Raw genomic sequence first — 19,304 nt, 5'->3', positions numbered from 1 at the left:
GGCTTGCCTGCGATAGCATCACCTCGGTCTCACTGAGACACCGAGGCGCGTGCATCGCGGGCAAGCCCGGCTCCCACAGGGGTATTTTTTACAGTTGGGTCTGTGTTGTGTCAGCGGTTACCGTCTACTGGATCGATGTCGGCCAACTCGGCTTCATCCAAGCCATTCCCGCCGCCAATCTCGTCTTCATCGACGATGCTCAAATCGTAATCCGCCGGGTGGTCTTCACCCGCTTCCTGCGCATCCCGTGCGCCATCCTCATGGATCAGCGTCTCCGGGCTCATATCATCATCCGTGGACTCATGGTCATCCGTCGAAGCTCCCGTCATCCCGACTTCACGTACCCGTTCGTCGGGCATCAAATGCTTGCGTTCGCCCGGCGGAATCTCGTCGCCGATTTCTGCGGTCGGTTCTTCCTCGTCAAAGTCCAGTTCCCGCATGGAGCCCATGCGGTCTTCGTTGTCATCAATCGGCTCCGGTTGGGTGGCGCCGAAAGGACGTCGTGAATCAGTCATGGCCATTCCTCATACTGTGGGGCTTATAGTGTGTGGACAGGCATGGCTCCCCAAGATTCAAGTAATTGCCAGCCGGCTATCTTTATTCCTGGCGTGACCCGGACCGGCGGTCGGCTGTCAAAGATGCGCATCATTCCTGAGGCTTTCCCTGATGAACGAACTACAAGACCTGCTTGATAACAACGAACGCTGGGCAGATGCGATCAAACAGGAAGATCCCGAATTCTTCGCCAAGCTCGCCCGCCAGCAAACCCCGGAATACCTGTGGATAGGCTGTTCCGACGCCCGCGTACCGGCCAACGAGATCGTCGGCATGCTGCCGGGCGACCTGTTTGTGCACCGTAACGTGGCCAACGTGGTGCTGCACACCGACCTCAATTGCCTGTCGGTGATCCAGTACGCCGTCGACGTGCTCAAGGTCAAACACATCCTGGTCACCGGCCACTATGGCTGTGGCGGCGTGCGCGCCTCGATGCAGGACAACCAGTTGGGCCTGATCGACGGCTGGCTGCGCACCATCCGTGACCTGTACTACGAAAACCGCGACGTGCTGGCCCAGTTGCCCACCGAAGAGGAACGCGTAGACCGCCTGTGCGAGCTGAATGTGATCCAGCAAGTGGCCAACGTCGGCCACACCAGCATTGTGCAAAACGCCTGGCACCGCGGGCAGAGCCTGTCGGTTCACGGTTGCATCTACGGGATCAAGGACGGTCGCTGGAAAAGCCTGAACACCACCATCAGTGGCTTCGAGCAGTTGCCGCCGCAATACCGCCTGCGCCCGCTGGGTGCGGTCTAAGGGCTTTTGCGCTTGCGCCACTGCTCCATGAACTGTTGACCCTCGGTATTCAGCGGCTCGTTCATGCCGGTGATCCAGCCCCGACAGTTGAGCTCGCCACATTGGCAGCGAAACTGTCGGAACAGCACGTCCTCGGTGTGGGCGTAATCCATGGTCAGCAGGGCGCCGGCGGGAACGTTTTGAACGGACCACAGTTCCAGATACGTCATGTCGAGAAACACGTTCGGGTTGCACGAATGCGACAACAGGCCGCTGAACCACGGGTCGTACAAGTGGATGCGCGACGACATCTGCAACGTATGCAGGCGCCGCTCGCTCAGCGCGTAGCCGGACACCTTGGCGATACACAGGCGGCTGTCGAACGCGACGCGGGTCTTGATGCCATCGCCTGAGCCGTCCCGGGTTCGCACCACTTCATAGTCGCGCGCACGAGGGTAGGCGTGTGCAGTGAGCACGGTGGCAAAGGGGTAAAGACAGTCACTCACGGCGGTTTTAGCCTTGTCCATGGCTTGAGTTTTCATGACTCTCCAGGAGGGGGCTGCATCGACCTGCCGGTGGTGTCTTGACTGCCAGTCTTGCAGCGGATGGGCGCGGCTCAAGACTCGCTTAAGTGGGATCCAATTTCTACTGTCAACTCTGACAGTAGAAATTGACTATCTTTTATGTAGGAAAATGCCCTTCTTGCAGCCAGCGTCAAAGCGCAGGTGCATCAACCGCCGGTGCCGGCACTGCGCTTTTCAATTGCCTTAGCTGAGTTTTGATCGCAGGTTGGGCGCACTTGGCGTTCGCTTGTTCGGGCGTCAGCTCGCGGATCGACGTATAGAACAGTTCGCAGGTCTGCTCCTTGCGCGTCACCTGCCAGGTGTTCATGCAGCCCTTGAGCTGCACATTCGGATCGCTGGCGGGCTTCTGGCCCATCGAGGCCTGCCAGCAGGCGGCGCTCAAGTCCTGGCCCATCACCTTTAAACCGGCCTCATCGGCCTTTTGCTCGTCACCGTCATACGTGTCGGGGTTGGCGGCATACCAGATGTAACTCGGGTGATTGGCCCCCAGCACCGCAACCGGGCTGCCGCCGGCCGGGCTGATCTGCGCCAGCCCCAGCACGGCCACGGTTTGCCCGTATTGCTGCTTGATCCAGCTGCGCACCGGCGCCCCGAAGGCCACCATCGGCAATGCGCCGCCCGCGTGCTGGCTCAGCTCCTTGACCATGCGCGTCTGGTAGTCGGTGAAGTAACCGTACACGCCTTCCAGGTCCTTGCCCGCCGTGGCGGGGGCGGCGATCGGGGCGATGTCGATGATGGTCTGGTACTCCGGCGTCTGGGTCGCCGGGATGCCGTTGGCCGTGAGCAAAGTCGCCCAGCGGTCGGTGGTGGCCGACTCCAGGTAGTCCTGGAAGTGGGTCAGCGAGTAATCCGGCGGGAAGTGCAGCAGTTCGATGCTCTTGCGGTTTTCCAGGGCCATGCCCAGCGGCAGGAACAGGTACCAGTTGAACTGCCACTTGCCGTCGCCATTGAGTTTGCTGGCGCCCTGGTAAGCCAGGTCGGCGGTGTCGAGCAAGGTGGTCAGCGGTTTGCCATAACCGTCCGGTACGCCGCTGAAGGTGGCAAGCACCTGGTCATGGTCGGTTTTTACGCTGACTTTGGCCCGGCTGTAACCGTCTCGCTGCAGGCTCTGGTTCAGGTAGTGCTCGACGGTCTGTTCCAGCGTCCAGGGACGAAAACAGATGACGCTGCAATTGTTCGGGTACGCGAACAACTGGGTGACCCGTTGCGGGGTACCCAGCGGTACGGTGATATCAGCCTGTACGACCGCACTCAAGGTCAGTGCGGCCAGGGTGAAGGACAACCTGGTGAGTTTTAACATGATGGTTCCCTGTCAGCGAAAGCCCGTCTGCGCGGGGTGAATGCCCACCCTCACACAGTAGCGGTTGACCGGGAAAAGCGCGTAGAAAAACTGCGCGCTTGTCGCTTTTGGGTAAGCGCGTCTACACCTTGAAGTGCAGCGCGTTGGTCAGGTCACCCATGGGTTTCTGGCCGCGGGCGACCATCGACTCGTCCCGCAGCTTGATGCCATCGAGTTTCTCCAGCTGGAATACCCGGGTGATCAGGCGCAGGATCGACGCCGTGTCGTACACCGTATGGTCCACCGTACCCTTGCGCGCGAACGGTGAAATCACCAGCGCCGGAATACGTGTGCCCGGGCCCCAACGGTCGCCTTTTGGCGGTGCTACGTGGTCCCACCAGCCGCCGTTCTCGTCGACAGTGATGATCACCACCATGTTTTTCCACTGCGGGCTTTCCTGCAGCATCTTCAAGGTGCGGGTGATGTGCCGGTCGCCCGAGGCCACGTCGGCGTAACCGGCGTGCATGTTCAGGTTGCCCTGGGGCTTGTAGAAACTCACCGCCGGCAGCGTGCCCGCCTGGGCATCGGCCATGAAATGGTTGGTGCTTGGCTCATCGCCCAGGCCGCCATCGCGCAGGCGCTTCTTGCGCTCTACCGGGTTTTCCGGGCCTTGCTGCTTGAAGTAGTTGAACGGCTGATGGTGGTACTGAAAGCTCGGGATCTTCGGAATCGCTGCCGAATCCTTGTGCTCCTCGATCGTGGCCTGCCACGCGCCGCCGTACCAGGCCCAGTCGACGTTCTTCTTCGACAGCTTGTCGCCGATGTGTTCGTGGGACTGTGGCACCAATACGCTGGGCAGGTCCGGCTTGGCGTAGTCCGGGCGTTCCGGGTCGCGGATCCAGGTGGGCCAGTAAGGCGGCGCCATGGTGTTCACTGCGTAGCCGTCCGGGGTCAGTGCGCTCGGGCCGAATTGCGGCGGGCCGGTCATGGCGCTGGCCGGGGATTTGTCCAGCGGCTTGAGGCGCGTGTCGGTCGGGTCATCGCTTTGCAGCGTGGCCATCTGCGACTTGGCCACCGAGTTGGCGGCGTCCGGGTAGAACGGCACCTGGGCGCTGATCAGGTACTGGTGGTTGAGGTACGAACCGCCAAAGGCGCCCTGGAAGAAGTTATCGCACAGCACAAATTCCTTGGCCACGTCCCACAGGCGCAGGGAATAGCGCGTTTGCGGGTAATGGCCGAAGGTCAGCCCACCCGAGTCGGCCCAGGCGACGAACCGGTCGTTCTTGCCGCCGTTGATCTGCATCTGGTTTTGATAGAACACGTGCCACAGGTCGCGGGTGACCAGGGCCAGCGGCAGGTCTTCACCGTCCGGGCCTTTCAACGCGAAAGGTGCGTTGGGCAAGTGTTCCTGATATTGGGTGGCGCTGGGGTAGATCACCCCGTCGATGGTCTGCGGACCCAACTGGTTCACGCCGCCCCACACCTCAGGCAAGGTGTCCAGCAGGCTGCCGTCGCGGTCGTGCTGCTGGTAGTCGGCGGGCTTTAGCGCGGAGAGCGGGCTTTCCACGCCGGGGAAATCGGCAAACAGATTGTTGAAGCTGCGGTTCTCGCCGTAGATCACCACTACGTTTTTCACGTTGTCGTGCAGGGCCTTGTCCAGCTCCGCAGGAGACAGTTCGCGGTCGACCGCCGGGCCCGGCTGGTCAGCCGTGCCGCCGCAGGCGCTCAGGGTGGCTCCGGCGCCGAGTACGGCAACCCCGCCTAAAAAGCGCCGACGGCTGGAGTCGGGGAGCGTGTCGGAGGCATTTTTGGAGGCGTTCTGGTCTTCTGTTTCGTCAGTCATCCGAGGCTTCTCACTGCTGTTTTTGGTTTATTTTATTGCTGGATGTTTCATTGAAGTGGCGTGAAATATGGCAAAGCTTAAACGCTTCAGTCTATAAGGCGAGGCCTTAGGGCGTAAGGGAACTGTTTGTGACTGACGGGTTTTGTAACGTGACCGCGCTGCGACGCACTCATTTGTACCGTGATCGGCGGGGTGCCGATCACGGTACAAGAGGCGTTGCCGGGCCTGGGTGAGAAGCTTAAGCAGGCAATGTGACAGAAGCGTTTACGGCATCACCGGCGGCAAATATTTAAGCGTCGTGCCCAGCGCCCACAGCAAAAACAGCACCAGCGGCGTGTGCACCAGCAACTGCACAAACGAGAAACCAATCAAATCCCGCGCCTTCAACCCCAGCACGCCCAGCAGCGGCAGCATATAGAACGGGTTGATCAGGTTTGGCAGCGCCTCGGCGGCGTTGTAGATCTGCACCGCCCAGCCCAGGTGATATTCCAGGTCATTGGCGACCTGCATCACATACGGCGCCTCGATGATCCACTTGCCGCCGCCCGACGGGATAAAGAAGCCCAGCACCGCCGAGTACACGCCCATCAACAGCGCGTAGGTGTCGTGGGACGCGATCGAGGTGAAAAAGGTCGAGATATGGTGCGCCAAGGTCGAACCGTCACCGCCTTTCACCACCGTCATCAACGCCGCAATCGAGCCATACAACGGGAACTGGATCAGCACCCCGGTGGTGGTCGGCACCGCCCGGGCCACCGCATCGAGGAAGCTGCGCGGGCGCCAGTGCAGCAACGCACCCACCATCAGGAACAGGAAGTTGTAGGTGTTGAGCCCCGAGATCGCGCTGATCGCCGGCTTGGTCGAGAACTCATGGAACAGCCACCCGGCCGCCAGTAAGGCCAGCAGGATGGTCAGCAACGGGCTGTGTTCCAGCCACTCGCCCGGACGGGTCGGTGGCTGCGGCTTGGGCAGGTTGAAGGCCGGGTCGACACCGCAGGCCTTGGCGTCACGCGCGGAGTTCGGCCCGGGCGCAGTGGCGTAGGCGATGATCAGCGAGACCACGATCAGCGCCAGCAACAGCACGCCGGATTGCCACAGAAAGATGGTGTCGGTGAACGGGATCATCCCGGTGATTGACAAAATCGACGGCGGCAAACTGGCCGGGTTGGCCTGCAACTGCGCCGCCGACGACGACAGCCCCAGCGCCCATACCGCGCCCAGGCCCAAATAGGCCGCCGCACCGGCAGCGCGGTAATCCATGCGCAAATCCGTACGACGGGCCAGTGCCCGCACCAGCAAACCGCCGAACACCAAGGACAAGCCCCAGTTGAGCAACGAGGCGACCATCGAAATCAGCGCCACCCACGCCACGGCAGAGCGGCCGTTCTTCGGGATGCGCGCCAGGCGATCGATCAATTTCACGGCGGGCGGGGAGCTGGCAACCACATACCCGCCAATCACCACAAAGGCCATTTGCATGGTGAACGGGATCAAACTCCAGAAACCGTCACCAAACGCCTTGGCGGCCTCGGTCGGCGCGGCGCCCATGCTCAGGGTCGCCACGGCGACAATGATCACGGCGAGGGCGGCAAACACCCAGGAGTCAGGGAACCAGCGCTCGGCGAAGTTTGAACAACGCAGGGCGAATCGGGCGTAGCGGCTTTCTTCGATAGCATCGGCCACGTTCAGTACCTCTATTTGTATTTATTATGGGGGCGGCAGTTTTGCTGCATGTTCCTCTACGGCTATTCATTTGGGAATGTAGTTATCTTCATTGATCAATGAGTAAAGCAAATATATCCAGCGTGATTGCCATCACCCGGCCCAGCTCATAACCTGCTGTCCATTTTGTTTGTCTGCCGAGCTTTCACATGACTGCCACCTCTTATCCACAGGCGCAGCGTTTCTCCCGCTCCGACTACAAAACCCTGGGCCTGGCCGCCCTGGGCGGGGCCCTGGAAATCTACGACTTCATCATCTTCGTATTTTTCGCGCTGACCCTCAGCCAGCTGTTCTTCCCACCGGAAATGCCCGAGTGGCTGCGCCTGCTGCAAAGCTTCGGGATCTTCGTCACCGGCTACCTGGCACGCCCGCTGGGCGGCATCCTGATGGCGCACTTCGCCGATCACCTGGGGCGCAAACGGGTGTTCAGCCTGAGCATCCTGATGATGGCCTTGCCCTGCCTGCTGATCGGGATCATGCCCACCTACGCGCAAATCGGCTATTTCGCCCCCTTGATCCTGCTGGCGCTGCGCATCCTCCAGGGCGCGGCGGTGGGCGGGGAAGTGCCCAGCGCCTGGGTATTCGTCGCCGAACACGCACCGGATAAGCATCGCGGCTATGCCCTGGGCTTCCTGCAAGCCGGGTTGACCTTCGGTTACCTGCTCGGCGCGCTGACCGCGACACTGCTGGCGCAAGCCTTCACCCCGGCCGAAATCCTCGACTACGCCTGGCGCTTCCCTTTCCTGCTGGGCGGTGTATTCGGCGTGATCGGCGTATGGCTGCGGCGCTGGCTCAGCGAAACCCCGGTGTTCCTGCAAATGCAGGCGCGCCGCCAAGCTGGCGCTGAACTGCCGCTGCGCACCGTCCTGCGCGAACACCGCAACGCGTTGCTGCCGGCAATGATCCTCACCTGCGTACTCACCTCTGCCGTGGTGGTATTGGTGGTGATCACCCCGACCATGATGCAGAAAACCTTCGGCATGAGCCCCAGCCACACCTTCGCCCTGAGCGCGTTGGGCATCGTGTTCCTGAACATTGGTTGCGTGCTGGCCGGCCTGCTGGTGGACCGCATCGGCGCCTGGCGCGCGGTGTTGGTCTACAGCCTGCTGCTGCCGGTGGGGATTGCCGTGCTGTATGCCAGCCTGATTGCGGGCGGCGTGTGGTTGGGCGCAGCGTATGCGATTGCCGGGTTGAGTTGTGGGGTGGTGGGCGCGGTGCCGTCGGTGATGGTCAGCCTGTTCCCGGCGCAGGTGCGCGTGTCGGGGATTTCCTTCACCTACAACATTGCGTATGCGCTGTGGGCGAGTACCACGCCGCTGATGCTGATCGCGTTGATGCCCACCAGTGCGTGGATCTGTGTGGGGTATTGCGTGGTGATGGGCGCGGTGGGCGCAGTGAGTGCGGCGCATTTTGGCAAGCGCCAACCCACCTGATCGTTCCTACGCGGAGCGTGGGAACGATCATCAGATCCTCAGGTGAGGAAGTGCCACATCAGCAATGTGCCCACCAGGCCCACCACCGACACGATGGTCTGCAACACTGACCACACCCAAATCGTCTGCTTCAACTGCAAGCCGAAGTACTCACGCACCATCCAGAAGCCGGCGTCGTTGACGTGGCAGAAGAACACCGAGCCGGCACCAATCGCCAGGGCGACCAGTGAGCTTTGCGTTGCCGCCAAGCCCGCCATCATCGGCGCCAGGATGCCCGCCGTGGTAGTGGTGGCGACGGTCGCCGAGCCTGTAGCCTGACGCAGCGCCACCGCGATCAACCAAGCCAGCAACAGGTACGGCATGTGTGCGCCTTCGGCCACCTTGCTGATGGTCTGGCTCACGCCGGCATCCAGCAGGGTTTGCTTCAACCCGCCACCCGCGCCGATGGTCAGCAACAGCACGGCGATCGGTGCCAGCGCTTTACGCAGGGTATTGCCGACCTCAGCCCGCGGCATGCCGCTGGCCCAGCCCAGGCAAATCACCGCGGCAATCACCGCCAGGCCCAGCGCGATCAACGGCTCACCGAGGAACTTCAACGTCAGCGCCACCGGGCTTTCCGGCGACATGGCGACCTTGGCCAGGGTGCTGCCGAGCATCAGGATCACCGGCAACAAAATGATCAGCAGCGACACACCAAAACTCGGTTGGCGCGGCGCCTTGGGCGGTGCACTGAACAGCGCGCCAATGTCGGCCGGCTCATCCACGTGCATGCGCTTGGACAGCCAGTTGCCGTACAGCGGGCCCGCCAGAATCACCGCCGGCACCGCCAGGCAGAAGCCCAGCAACATGGTCAGGCCCAGGTCGGCGTGCAACGCGCCAACCGCAATCAACGGCCCCGGATGCGGTGGCATCAGGGCGTGCAAGGTGGTCATCCCCGCCAGCGCCGGAATTGCGATTTTCAGCAGCGGCTGGTTCGAACGCTTGGCCATCACAAAGATGATCGGCACCATCATCACCAGGCCCACTTCAAAGAACAGCGGCAAGCCAATCACCATCGCCACCAGCGCCATCACCCAAGGCAACGACTTGCCCTTGCCCAACCCCAGCAGGGTGGTGGCAATACGGTCGGCAGCGCCGGACTCGGCCATCAACGCGCCGAGCATCGAGCCCAGGGCAATGATGATCCCGGCTTCACCCAGGATCGCCCCGGCGCCTTTGCTGAACGCCTTGGCCACTTCTTCCGGCGGCAAGCCTGCGCCGACACCGGCGATAAACGTGCCGATCAGGATCGACAGGAACGGCGGCAGCTTGGTCGCGCTGATCAACACAATGATGCTGGCGATGGCCAGTAATACGCAGAGCATGAGGCGGGTGTCGTGAACCATCCACGCGGCAGTCGATAACTCCAAAACGGGACTCCTTATCGAACAGGTTGGCTAATATGTTTCTTTTTGTTTCCTGCTCGAAAAGCATACCTGATAGAAGTGTTCCAGAGCGTTCATGTTCAATTTTGGTGCGCACGGCGTAACGCCCACCTGACGCCGTGATGACAATTTCGTAACCCATGCCGGTGGTTTTGGCCTATAGCTCTATGATCAACCGGACGACGACCCACGAGGACATTTCATGAGCGCAGGACACAGCCACGCCCAAGTACGCGCCGGCCACGAACGCAAGTTATGGATCGCCCTGGGGCTGACCTCAAGTTTCATGATTGCCGAGGTGATCGGCGCCTTTATCACCGGCAGCCTGGCGCTGTTGTCCGACGCCGCGCACATGATGACCGACGCCCTGGCCCTGGGGATTTCCCTGGTGGCGATCCAGGTGGCCAAGCGCGCCGCCGACCGCAAGCGCACTTTCGGCTACGCACGCTTCGAGATTCTGGCGGCGGCGTTTAATGCGCTGCTGCTGTTCGCCGTGGCGTTCTACATCCTTTATGAGGCGTATCAACGCTTGCAGGCACCCGCCGAGATCCAGTCCACCGGCATGCTGGTGATCGCCGTGCTGGGGCTTATCGTCAACCTGATTGCCATGCGGTTGCTGAGTGCGGCCAGTGGCGAAAGCCTCAACGTGAAGGGCGCCTACCTGGAAGTCTGGAGCGACATGCTCGGCTCCATCGGCGTGATTATCGCGGCGCTGGTGATCATGTACACCGGCTGGGGCTGGGTGGATTCGTTGGTGGCGGCAGCGATTGGCTTTTGGGTGTTGCCACGCACCTGGACCCTGCTCAAGGAAAGCATGAACGTGCTGCTGCAAGGCGTGCCGGACGGCATCGATATCGACAAGGTGGAGCAGGCGCTTCGCGGTGTCCCCGGAGTAAAGGACGTACACGACCTGCATATCTGGGCGCTCACCAGCGGCAAGAATGTGCTGAGTACTCATCTGGTGGCGGATTCGGCGCAAGGCTGCGAGCAACAGATCCTCAGCCAGGTGACGGAGTTACTGCATGAACAATTCGATATTTCCCACGCGACCATTCAGGTCGAGGGCGACGGCTTTCACCACGATGAGCACGACGAGGTGCACGCCTGACCGTTACTCACGGTCTTCCAGCACATAACCCACGCCGCGCAAGGTATGGATCAACTTGCGCTCGAACGGGTCATCAATTTTCGCCCGCAGGCGGCGGATCGACACCTCCACCACGTTGGTGTCGCAGTCAAAGTTCATGTCCCACACGAACGAGATAATTTGCGTACGCGACAGCACCACGCCGCTCTGGCGCATCAGCAAATGCAGCAGGGCGAATTCCTTGGTGGTCAGGTCGATGCGCTGCAAGCCACGAAACGCCCGGTGGCGGCCTTGATCCAATTCCAGGTCGGCCACCCGTAACACATCCGGCACCGGCGAGTGCACGCTGCGGCGCATCAAGGTGCGCACCCGCGCCAGTAGTTCCGGGAACTCAAACGGCTTGACCAGGTAATCATCGGCGCCCAGGTCCAGGCCCTTGATCCGGTCGGCGAGGCGGCCCTGGGCGGTCAGCATCATGATGCGCGTGCTGCTGTTCTGGCGGATACGTTGCAGTACATCCCAGCCATCCATCAACGGCAGGTTTACGTCCAGCATCACCAGGTCGTAGGCGTGCTGGCGGGACAAATGCAAGCCGTCGGCACCGGTGGCGGCACAGTCGACGATATAGCCACTTTCACTCAATCCCTGATGTAAATAATCGGCGGTTTTAGGTTCGTCTTCGATAACCAGAATACGCATGTCGAGGATCCCGCTGGGCAGTGGAAAAGTTGGCCGCAGCTTAAAGCAAAAGCCCGTAGCAGAGCCGTTGCTAACGGATTTGTAATGTTCTGGCCACTCCTCTGATAAGTACTGAAAGTTACATTGCCCACCTGTTAATTCATGGGCATGGAACTCTTGTTATGCCAACTTTTGTCAGCACTTTTATTGGCTCTGCGGTGCTATTCCTGATGACGGTTCAGGGCGCAACTGCGCAAACCCTGACCCTCGAATCGGCCCTGCAAACCGCCTTCGCCAACAACCCTGATATGGCCGCTGCGCAGTGGGAAATCGACATCGCCCAAGGCGGCCGCCAGCAGGCCGGTTTGATCCCGAACCCGGTAGCCTCCTGGGATGCCGAAGACACCCGCCGCAACTCACGCACCACCACGCTGAAGCTGACCCAAACCCTGGAGTTGGGCGGCAAGCGCGGGGCACGGATTGATGTCGCCAGCCGCGCCCAAGAGGCGGCCGCACTCACTCTGGAACAACGCCGCAATGGGCTGCGGGCGGATGTTATCGACGGTTACTACGGCGCGCTTCGGGCCCAGGAACGCCTCGACCTGGCACAACGCTCACTGGCACTGGCCGAGCGCGGGCTGGTGGTCGCCAATGGTCGCGTCACCGCCGGCAAATCATCCCCGGTGGAAGCCACTCGCGCCCAGGTACAGCTCTCGGAAATCCGCCTGGAATTCAACCGCGCGCAAATGGGCCTGACCGACGCCTATCGCCGCCTCGCCGCCAGCACCGGCGCGGCCAGCACCGACTTCCAGGCCGTCGCCACCCAAGCCCAGGCCGCCCCCACATTGCCGCCGCCCGCGCAATTGCTGGGGCGCCTGGAACAAACCGCCGAACTGCGCCTGGCCGAGCTGCAAATCATCCAGGGCGAGGCGGCCTTGGGCCTGGAAAAAGCCCAGCGCATTCCCGACCTCGACGTGTCCATCGGCAGCCAATACGACGCCAGCGTGCGCGAGCGGGTCAACGTGGTGGGCGTGTCGATGCCGATCCCGCTGTTCAACCGCAACCAGGGCAACGTGCTCGCCGCCAGTCGCCGCGCCGACCAGGCCCGCGACCTGCGCAACGCCGCCGAACTGCGCCTGCGCACCGAAACACGTCAGGCCCTGGACCTTTGGCAAACCGCCAATACCGAAGTGCGCTCATTCAACCAGCAGATCCTGCCCGCCGCCCAAAGCGCGGTAGACAGCGCCACCCGTGGTTTCGAGATGGGCAAGTTCAACTTCCTCGACGTGCTCGACGCCCAGCGCACCTTGATTGCGGCCCGTACCCAATACCTCGCGGCGACCGCCCAGGCCACTGAAGCCTGGGTGCGTATCGAACGGATTTACGGCGACCTCGCCCGGTTTTGAATTGTCAGGAGCGTTCCATGAACAACAAACACAGGATGGCGCTGGCCATTACGCTGATGCTGGCGTGGCCGGCCACCGGCAGTGCGGCAGAGGCGGAAGAAGAAGGCAAGCTTGCGCTGACCGACCAGCAAATCCAGGCCGCCGGCATTCAACTCGCGCCGGCGCAATCCCGGCAGATCAGCACCATGCTGTCGCTGCCGGGCGAGGTGCGTTTCGACGAAGACCGAACCTCCCACATCGTGCCGCGAGCCGCTGGCGTGGTGGAGGCGGTGAAGGTCAACCTCGGGCAATCGGTGAAGAAGGGCGAACTGCTGGCGGTGATCGCCAGCCAGCAAATTTCCGATCAGCGCAGCGAGCTGGCGGCCAGCGAACGCCGGGTGGTACTGGCCCGCACCACCTTCCAGCGCGAGCGCCAGTTATGGCAGGACAAGATCTCCGCTGAACAGGATTACCTGCTGGCCCGCCAGGCGTTGCAAGAGTCCGAAATCGCCCTGAACAATGCCCGGCAAAAGATGAACGCCCTGAGCGGCAGCGCCGTGTTGGTCGGCGGTAATCGCTACGAACTGCGTGCGCCGTTTGACGGCGTGGTGGTGGAAAAACACCTCGGCGTCGGCGAGGTGGTGAGCGAGACCAGCAACGCCTTCACCCTGTCGGACCTGTCCCAGGTGTGGGTCACCTTCGGCGTATTCCCCAAGGATTTGAACAAGGTCCAGGTCGGCAAACCGGTAAAGGTCACCTCCTCGGAAATGGGCACCGAAGTGCTCGGCACCGTGGCCTATGTCGGCAACTTGCTGGGCGAGCAAACCCGCACGGCCACCGTGCGCGTCACGGTGCAAAACCCCGACGACTCGTGGCGCCCAGGCTTGTTCGTCGCGGTACAGGTCGCCACCGACACCTACCAGGCCAAGGTCACCGTGCCGCGGGACGCGATCCAGACCGTCGAGGACAAGCCCTCGGTGTTCGTGCGCACCAGCGATGGCTTCATGACCCGGCATATCGAACTGGGCGTCAGCGAAAACGGTTTCGTCGAAGTGCGCCAGGGTCTCGACGCCGGGGCGCAGGTGGCCACCGTTGGCAGCTTCATCCTCAAGTCCGAGTTGGGCAAAGCCTCGGCCGAGCACGCCCATTGACCCTGCGAGTGATCTCCCATGTTTGAGCGCCTTATCCAATTCGCCATCGAGCAGCGCATCATCGTGCTGCTGGCGGTGCTGTTGATGGCCGGTGTCGGCATCGCCAGCTATCAGAAATTGCCCATCGACGCGGTGCCCGACATCACCAACGTGCAGGTGCAGATCAACTCGGCGGCGGCGGGGTTTTCGCCGCTGGAAACCGAGCAGCGCATCACCTTTCCCATCGAAACCGCCATGGCCGGGCTGCCGGGGTTGCAGCAGACCCGCTCGTTGTCGCGCTCCGGTTTGTCCCAGGTTACGGTGATTTTCAAGGACGGCACCGACCTGTTCTTCGCCCGCCAATTGGTCAACGAACGCTTGCAGGTCGCCCGCGAGCAATTGCCCGACGGCATCGAAAGCATGATGGGGCCGATCTCCACCGGGCTCGGGGAAATTTTCCTGTGGACCGTGGAGGCCAAAGACGGCGCGCGCAAGGAAGACGGCTCCGCCTACACGCCGACCGACCTGCGGGTTATCCAGGACTGGATCATCAAGCCGCAACTGCGCAACGTGCCGGGCGTGGCCGAGATCAATACCATCGGCGGCTTTGCCAAGGAATACCAGATCGCCCCGGACCCCAAGCGCCTGGCGGCCTACAACCTGACCTTGAGCGACCTGGTCACGGCGCTGGAGCGCAACAACGCCAACGTCGGCGCCGGGTACATCGAACGCAGCGGCGAACAATTGCTGATCCGTGCGCCGGGGCAAGTCGGGTCCATCGACGACATCGCCAACATCGTGATCACCACTTCCGACGGTACACCGATTCGGGTGCGCAACGTCGCCCAGGTCGATATCGGCCGTGAGCTGCGTACCGGCGCCGCGACCGAAAATGGCCGCGAAGTGGTGTTGGGCACGGTGTTCATGTTGATCGGCGAAAACAGCCGCACCGTGTCCCAGGCCGTCGCGAAAAAACTTGAAGAGATCAACCGCTCACTGCCTGAAGGTGTGGTCGCCGTCACCGTCTACGACCGCACCAACCTGGTGGAAAAAGCCATCAGCACCGTCAAGAAAAACCTCTTCGAAGGTGCGCTGCTGGTGGTGGCGGTGCTGTTCCTGTTCCTCGGTAACATCCGCGCCGCGCTGATCACCGCGATGGTGATTCCGCTGGCGATGTTGTTCACCTTTACCGGGATGTTCACCAACAAGGTCAGCGCCAACCTGATGAGCCTCGGCGCGCTGGATTTCGGGATTATCGTCGACGGTGCGGTGGTGATCGTCGAGAACGCCATCCGCCGCCTGGCCCACGCACAGCAGCGCCACGGGCGATTGCTGACCCGCAGCGAGCGCCTGCATGAAGTGTTCGCGGCGGCCAAGGAAGCGCGGCGTGCGCTGATCTTCGGGCAACTGATCATCATGGTGGTGTACCTGCCGATCTTCGCGCTCACGGGCGTTGCCGGGAAGATGTTCCACCCGATGGCCTTCACCGTGGTGATCGCGCTGCTGGGGGCGATGATTCTGTCCGTGACCTTTGTGCCGGCGGCGATTGCGCTGTTTGTGACCGGCAAGGTCAAGGAAGAAGAAAACCTGGTGATGCGTACCGCACGCCGTATTTACGCGCCGGTGCTGGATTGGGTGATGACGCGCCGGCCGCTGGTGTTTGGCCTGGCAGTGCTGACCATCGTTGCGTCGGGCTTGGTGGCCAGTCGCATGGGCAGCGAATTTATCCCCAGCCTCAGCGAAGGCGACTTCGCCCAACAAGCGCTGCGCGTGCCCGGCACCAGCCTGACGCAGTCGGTGCAGATGCAGCAGCAGCTGGAAAAAACCTTGATGGCCGAGGTGCCGGAAATCGAGCGGGTATTCGCCCGCACCGGCACCGCGGAAATCGCCTCCGACCCGATGCCGCCAAATATCTCCGACAGCTACGTGATGCTCAAACCCAAGGACCAGTGGCCCGACCCGAAGAAGTCCCGCGAGGCGATCATCGCCGACATCCAGCGCGCCAGTGCGATTGTGCCGGGTAGCGTGTATGAACTGTCGCAACCGATCCAGCTGCGCTTCAACGAGCTGATTTCCGGAGTGCGCAGTGACGTCGCGGTGAAGGTGTTTGGTGACGACATGGCGGTGCTCAACAAGACTGCCGGGGAAATCGCCGAGACCTTGCAAGCCCTCAAGGGCGCCTCGGAAGTGAAGGTGGAACAGACCTCCGGCTTGCCGGTGCTGACCATCAATATCGACCGCGACAAGGCTGCGCGTTTTGGCCTGAATGTGGGCGATGTGCAAGACACGATTGCCGTCGCCGTGGGTGGGCGCCAGGCCGGGACGATGTACGAAGGCGACCGGCGTTTCGACATGGTGGTGCGTTTGTCCGACGCGCTGCGTACCGACATCGAAGGCTTGTCGCGGCTGCTGATCCCGATTCCGGCGCTGGCGAATAACGCGGCAGGGCAGTTGGGGTTTATCGCGCTGTCGGAAGTCGCCAGCCTGGACCTGGTGCTCGGCCCAAATCAGATCAGCCGCGAAAACGGCAAGCGCCTGGTGATCGTCAGCGCCAACGTGCGTGGGCGGGATATCGGCTCGTTCGTCGAGGAAGCCGGGGCCGCCATCGACACCCAGGTGAAAATTCCTGCCGGCTACTGGACCACTTGGGGCGGCCAGTTCGAGCAGTTGAAGGAAGCCTCCGATCGCTTGCGCATCGTGGTGCCGGTGGCGTTGCTGCTGGTGTTCGGGCTGCTGTTCATGATGTTCAACAACCTCAAGGACGGGCTGCTGGTGTTTACCGGGATTCCCTTCGCGTTGACCGGCGGGATCATGGCGCTGTGGCTGCGGGATATTCCGCTGTCGATCTCGGCGGGCGTGGGCTTTATCGCGCTGTCGGGGGTGGCGGTGCTGAACGGGCTGGTGATGATTGCCTTCATCCGTAACCTGCGGGAAGAGGGGCGTTCACTGTCGGTAGCGATCAACGAAGGTGCCCTGACACGCTTGCGCCCGGTGTTGATGACGGCGCTGGTGGCGTCGCTGGGGTTTATCCCCATGGCCCTGGCCACCGGCACCGGCGCCGAAGTGCAGCGCCCGTTGGCGACGGTGGTGATTGGCGGGATTATTTCGTCAACGCTGCTGACGCTGCTGGTACTGCCGGCGCTGTATCACTGGGCACATCGGCGTGAAGAACAGGAAGACCGCCTGATGCCTGACCAATAACCTGTGGCGAGGGAGCTTGCTCGCGCTGGGCTGCGCAGCAGCCCCAACACCGACGACCCACTTTCAGCTGAAAGAATGCGGTGGGCTTTTTAGGGTTGCTGCGCAACCCAGCGCGAGCAAGCTCCCTCGCCACAATGGTTTATTGGCAGATCGCGTCGGTATGAAGGGGAAACATCAACCGAAACACAGTGAAATCTCCGGGCTCGCTGCTGACTTCTGCCCGACCTTGATGCAGGACCATGATCGACCGCACAATCGCCAGCCCCAGCCCGGTACCGCCTTCGGAGCGGGCGCGGCTGCTGTCGACGCGGTAGAAACGTTCGAACAGGTTCGGCAGGTGTTGCGCTTCAATCCCGGAGCCCGGGTTGCTCACCGACAGCGACACGTGCTCCCCATGGGCCTCCACCCGCAACGACACCGTGGAAGCGTGCGGGGTATGACGAATGGCATTGGACAGCAAATTGGAAATCGCCCGCTGAATCATCAAACGGTCGCCATGCACCGACGCATCGCCGCTGAGGCTCAGGGTCAGTTGCTTGTCTTCGGCACTCAAGGCAAACAGCTCCATCACCCGGCGCGCTTCATCGGCCAGGGATACCGGCGCAAACGAAACCCGCGCCGCAGGGTGGCTGACCTGCGCCAGAAACAGCATGTCGGAGACGATCCGCGCCAGGCGCTCCATCTCTTCGGTGCTGGACTCCAGCACCGCTTTGTACTCCTGCGGTGGCCGCTCCCGGGACAACGTCACCTGGGCCTTGCCCATCAGATTAGTCAGTGGCGCACGCAGTTCATGAGCCAGGTCATCAGAGAACTGCGACAGCTGCTGCACGCCGCCGTCCAGCCGTTGCAACATGAAGTTGATGCCTTGCGCCAACTCGCCCAACTCCTTGGGCAAGTTATCCACAGCCAGGCGGTGAGTCATGTCCTGAGTGGTGACCTTGGCGGCAACGCGACTGAACTGCTGCAGCGGCGCCAGCCCGCGTTGCACCACCCACCAGGCGCCGATGCCAATCAGCAGCAACAGCAGCGGCAAGGCGATCACCGTGGAACGCAGATAGGCACTGAGCAGCGCCTGATCGTCCATGCGGTCCAGCGACAGCAACACCCGCACGCGTTCGCCGCTGGCCAGGCGCATCAGGCTGGAGGCACTGAGCACTTGGTTGCCGTTACTGTCGTCCCAGTTCAGGTAACCGAGGGTTTGGCGCGGTGCGAAGTCGGTCAGCAACGGTTCCTGGGGTTTGGCACCGACACTGAGCAGCACCGCTTCTTCGGGCGCGGTGCCGACGATGGTCAGGTAGAAATTGTCATGCCCCATCACCAAATCCATCAACGAATGTGGGCGGGCGCGGATGTCGCGGGTGTTCAAGCCCAGGGCCAGGCTGTGCTGGATTTGCTCCATCTTGCTTTCCAGGCCCTTGCGCGCCAGTTTCTCCAGTTCGTGGGTCAGCGCCAGGTACGCCAAGGTCGCGAGCAACACCACCAGGCCGGCGCCCATCAGGCTCACCGTCAGCCCGAGGCGCATCGACAGGCTGCTGGCTTTCATTGGCGGGCCTCCAGCACATAACCCACGCCGCGAATGGTGTGGATCAGCTTGACGTCACTCTGGTCATCGACCTTGGCCCGCAAGCGGCTGATGGAGACTTCCACCACGTTGGTGTCGCAGTCGAAATTCATGTCCCAAACCAGGGAAATAATCTGCGTGCGGGTCAGCACTTCGCCGGATTGGCGCATCAACACGTGCAGCAGTGCGAACTCCTTGGTGGTCAGGTCGATGCGCCGGGTGCCGCGATAGGCGCGGTGGCGGCGCGGGTCCAGCTCAAGGTCCGACACGCGGAACACTTCCGGCACCGGGATGTGCTCGCTGCGGCGCAACAAAGTACGCACGCGGGCCAGCAACTCGGGAAACTCGAAGGGCTTGACCAGGTAATCATCGGCGCCCATGTCCAGGCCCTTGATCTTGTCGGTCAGCCGGCCACGGGCCGTCAGCATCATCACCCGCTGGTTGCTGTCGCGGCGCAGTTGTTCAAGTACTTCCCAGCCGTCCTTGGCTGGCAGGTTGACGTCGAGAATCACCAGTTCATAGGCGTGTTGCCCGGCCAGGTGCAGGCTGTCCACGCCGCTGGCGGCGCAGTCGACCACGTAACCACTTTCGGTCAGGCCCTGCTGCAGGTAGGCGGCGGTTTTTTGCTCGTCCTCAACCACAAGGATACGCATGGGGGGTTACCTTTTATTGATAGAGAGAGGCTGC

The 19,304-nt window shown here is 62.0% G+C and carries 15 protein-coding genes; 6 read left to right on the top strand and 9 right to left on the bottom strand.

Annotated features, from left to right (window positions below; translation table 11 throughout):
- Positions 1-110: 110 nt before the first annotated feature.
- A complete protein-coding gene (locus CEC48_RS24155; RefSeq protein ID WP_088426029.1) occupies positions 111-515 on the bottom strand; it encodes a serine kinase/phosphatase in 405 nt (134 codons plus the stop codon).
- Between the two features lie 151 nt (positions 516-666).
- Here CEC48_RS24155 and can point away from each other — a divergent pair, with 151 nt between their 5' ends.
- A complete protein-coding gene (gene can, locus CEC48_RS24150) occupies positions 667-1,311 on the top strand; it encodes a carbonate dehydratase (protein WP_003214385.1) in 645 nt (214 codons plus the stop codon).
- Here the strand turns inward: can and CEC48_RS24145 are convergent.
- The 4 genes from CEC48_RS24145 to CEC48_RS24130 form a co-directional block, all read right to left on the bottom strand.
- On the bottom strand, positions 1,308-1,832 hold the full coding sequence (locus CEC48_RS24145; protein WP_088426028.1) for an SET domain-containing protein-lysine N-methyltransferase: 525 nt from the start codon (positions 1,830-1,832) through the stop codon (positions 1,308-1,310). The genes can and CEC48_RS24145 overlap by 4 nt on opposite strands.
- A gap of 172 nt (positions 1,833-2,004) precedes the next feature.
- A complete protein-coding gene (locus tag CEC48_RS24140) occupies positions 2,005-3,174 on the bottom strand; it encodes a hypothetical protein (RefSeq protein WP_088426027.1) in 1,170 nt (389 codons plus the stop codon).
- 121 nt (positions 3,175-3,295) lie between these two features.
- A complete protein-coding gene (gene acpA, locus CEC48_RS24135; protein ID WP_088426026.1) occupies positions 3,296-4,996 on the bottom strand; it encodes an acid phosphatase in 1,701 nt (566 codons plus the stop codon).
- Positions 4,997-5,260: 264 nt separating this feature from the next.
- Entirely contained in the window at positions 5,261-6,679 is a 1,419-nt protein-coding gene (locus CEC48_RS24130; RefSeq protein WP_088426025.1) for a short-chain fatty acid transporter, read from the bottom strand.
- Between the two features lie 188 nt (positions 6,680-6,867).
- Here CEC48_RS24130 and CEC48_RS24125 point away from each other — a divergent pair, with 188 nt between their 5' ends.
- The gene (locus CEC48_RS24125; protein ID WP_088426024.1) at positions 6,868-8,151 is read left to right on the top strand and encodes an MFS transporter; all 1,284 of its coding nucleotides are present in this window, start codon (positions 6,868-6,870) and stop codon (positions 8,149-8,151) included.
- Between the two features lie 38 nt (positions 8,152-8,189).
- Here the strand turns inward: CEC48_RS24125 and CEC48_RS24120 are convergent, their stop codons facing one another.
- Positions 8,190-9,560, bottom strand: a complete 1,371-nt coding sequence (locus tag CEC48_RS24120) for a gluconate:H+ symporter (RefSeq protein WP_088426023.1) — start codon at positions 9,558-9,560, stop codon at positions 8,190-8,192.
- Positions 9,561-9,777: 217 nt separating this feature from the next.
- Here CEC48_RS24120 and CEC48_RS24115 point away from each other — a divergent pair, with 217 nt between their 5' ends.
- Complete coding sequence (locus CEC48_RS24115) at positions 9,778-10,683, top strand: cation diffusion facilitator family transporter (RefSeq protein WP_088426022.1); 906 nt, start codon at positions 9,778-9,780, stop codon at positions 10,681-10,683.
- Between the two features lie 3 nt (positions 10,684-10,686).
- Here the strand turns inward: CEC48_RS24115 and CEC48_RS24110 are convergent, their stop codons facing one another.
- Positions 10,687-11,361 (bottom strand): heavy metal response regulator transcription factor, encoded by a 675-nt coding sequence (locus CEC48_RS24110; RefSeq protein ID WP_008437506.1) that lies wholly within the window; start codon positions 11,359-11,361, stop codon positions 10,687-10,689.
- A gap of 161 nt (positions 11,362-11,522) precedes the next feature.
- Here CEC48_RS24110 and CEC48_RS24105 point away from each other — a divergent pair, with 161 nt between their 5' ends.
- Genes CEC48_RS24105 through CEC48_RS24095 form a run of 3 tightly spaced genes read left to right on the top strand, consistent with a single transcriptional unit; the run spans position 11,523 to position 17,056 of the window.
- Positions 11,523-12,746, top strand: a complete 1,224-nt coding sequence (locus tag CEC48_RS24105; RefSeq protein WP_088426021.1) for a TolC family protein — start codon at positions 11,523-11,525, stop codon at positions 12,744-12,746.
- 17 nt (positions 12,747-12,763) lie between these two features.
- Positions 12,764-13,876 carry an efflux RND transporter periplasmic adaptor subunit gene (locus tag CEC48_RS24100; RefSeq protein ID WP_088426020.1) on the top strand — a complete coding sequence of 371 codons (1,113 nt, stop codon included), beginning with the start codon at positions 12,764-12,766 and terminating at the stop codon, positions 13,874-13,876.
- Between the two features lie 18 nt (positions 13,877-13,894).
- The gene (locus CEC48_RS24095; protein WP_088426019.1) at positions 13,895-17,056 is read left to right on the top strand and encodes a CusA/CzcA family heavy metal efflux RND transporter; all 3,162 of its coding nucleotides are present in this window, start codon (positions 13,895-13,897) and stop codon (positions 17,054-17,056) included.
- A 139-nt stretch (positions 17,057-17,195) separates the two neighbouring features.
- On the opposite strand, the gene CEC48_RS24090 is transcribed toward CEC48_RS24095, so the two are convergent.
- Positions 17,196-18,599, bottom strand: a complete 1,404-nt coding sequence (locus CEC48_RS24090) for a heavy metal sensor histidine kinase (RefSeq protein ID WP_088426018.1) — start codon at positions 18,597-18,599, stop codon at positions 17,196-17,198.
- Complete coding sequence (locus CEC48_RS24085) at positions 18,596-19,270, bottom strand: heavy metal response regulator transcription factor (protein WP_088426017.1); 675 nt, start codon at positions 19,268-19,270, stop codon at positions 18,596-18,598. The genes CEC48_RS24090 and CEC48_RS24085 overlap by 4 nt, the downstream gene beginning before the upstream one ends.
- Positions 19,271-19,304 lie beyond the last annotated feature (34 nt).

The organism is Pseudomonas sp. K2I15, assembly GCF_002204795.1.
In the GTDB taxonomy this organism is placed as follows: Bacteria; Pseudomonadota; Gammaproteobacteria; order Pseudomonadales; family Pseudomonadaceae; genus Aquipseudomonas.
This window is presented reverse-complemented; position numbering and strand designations above follow the sequence as displayed.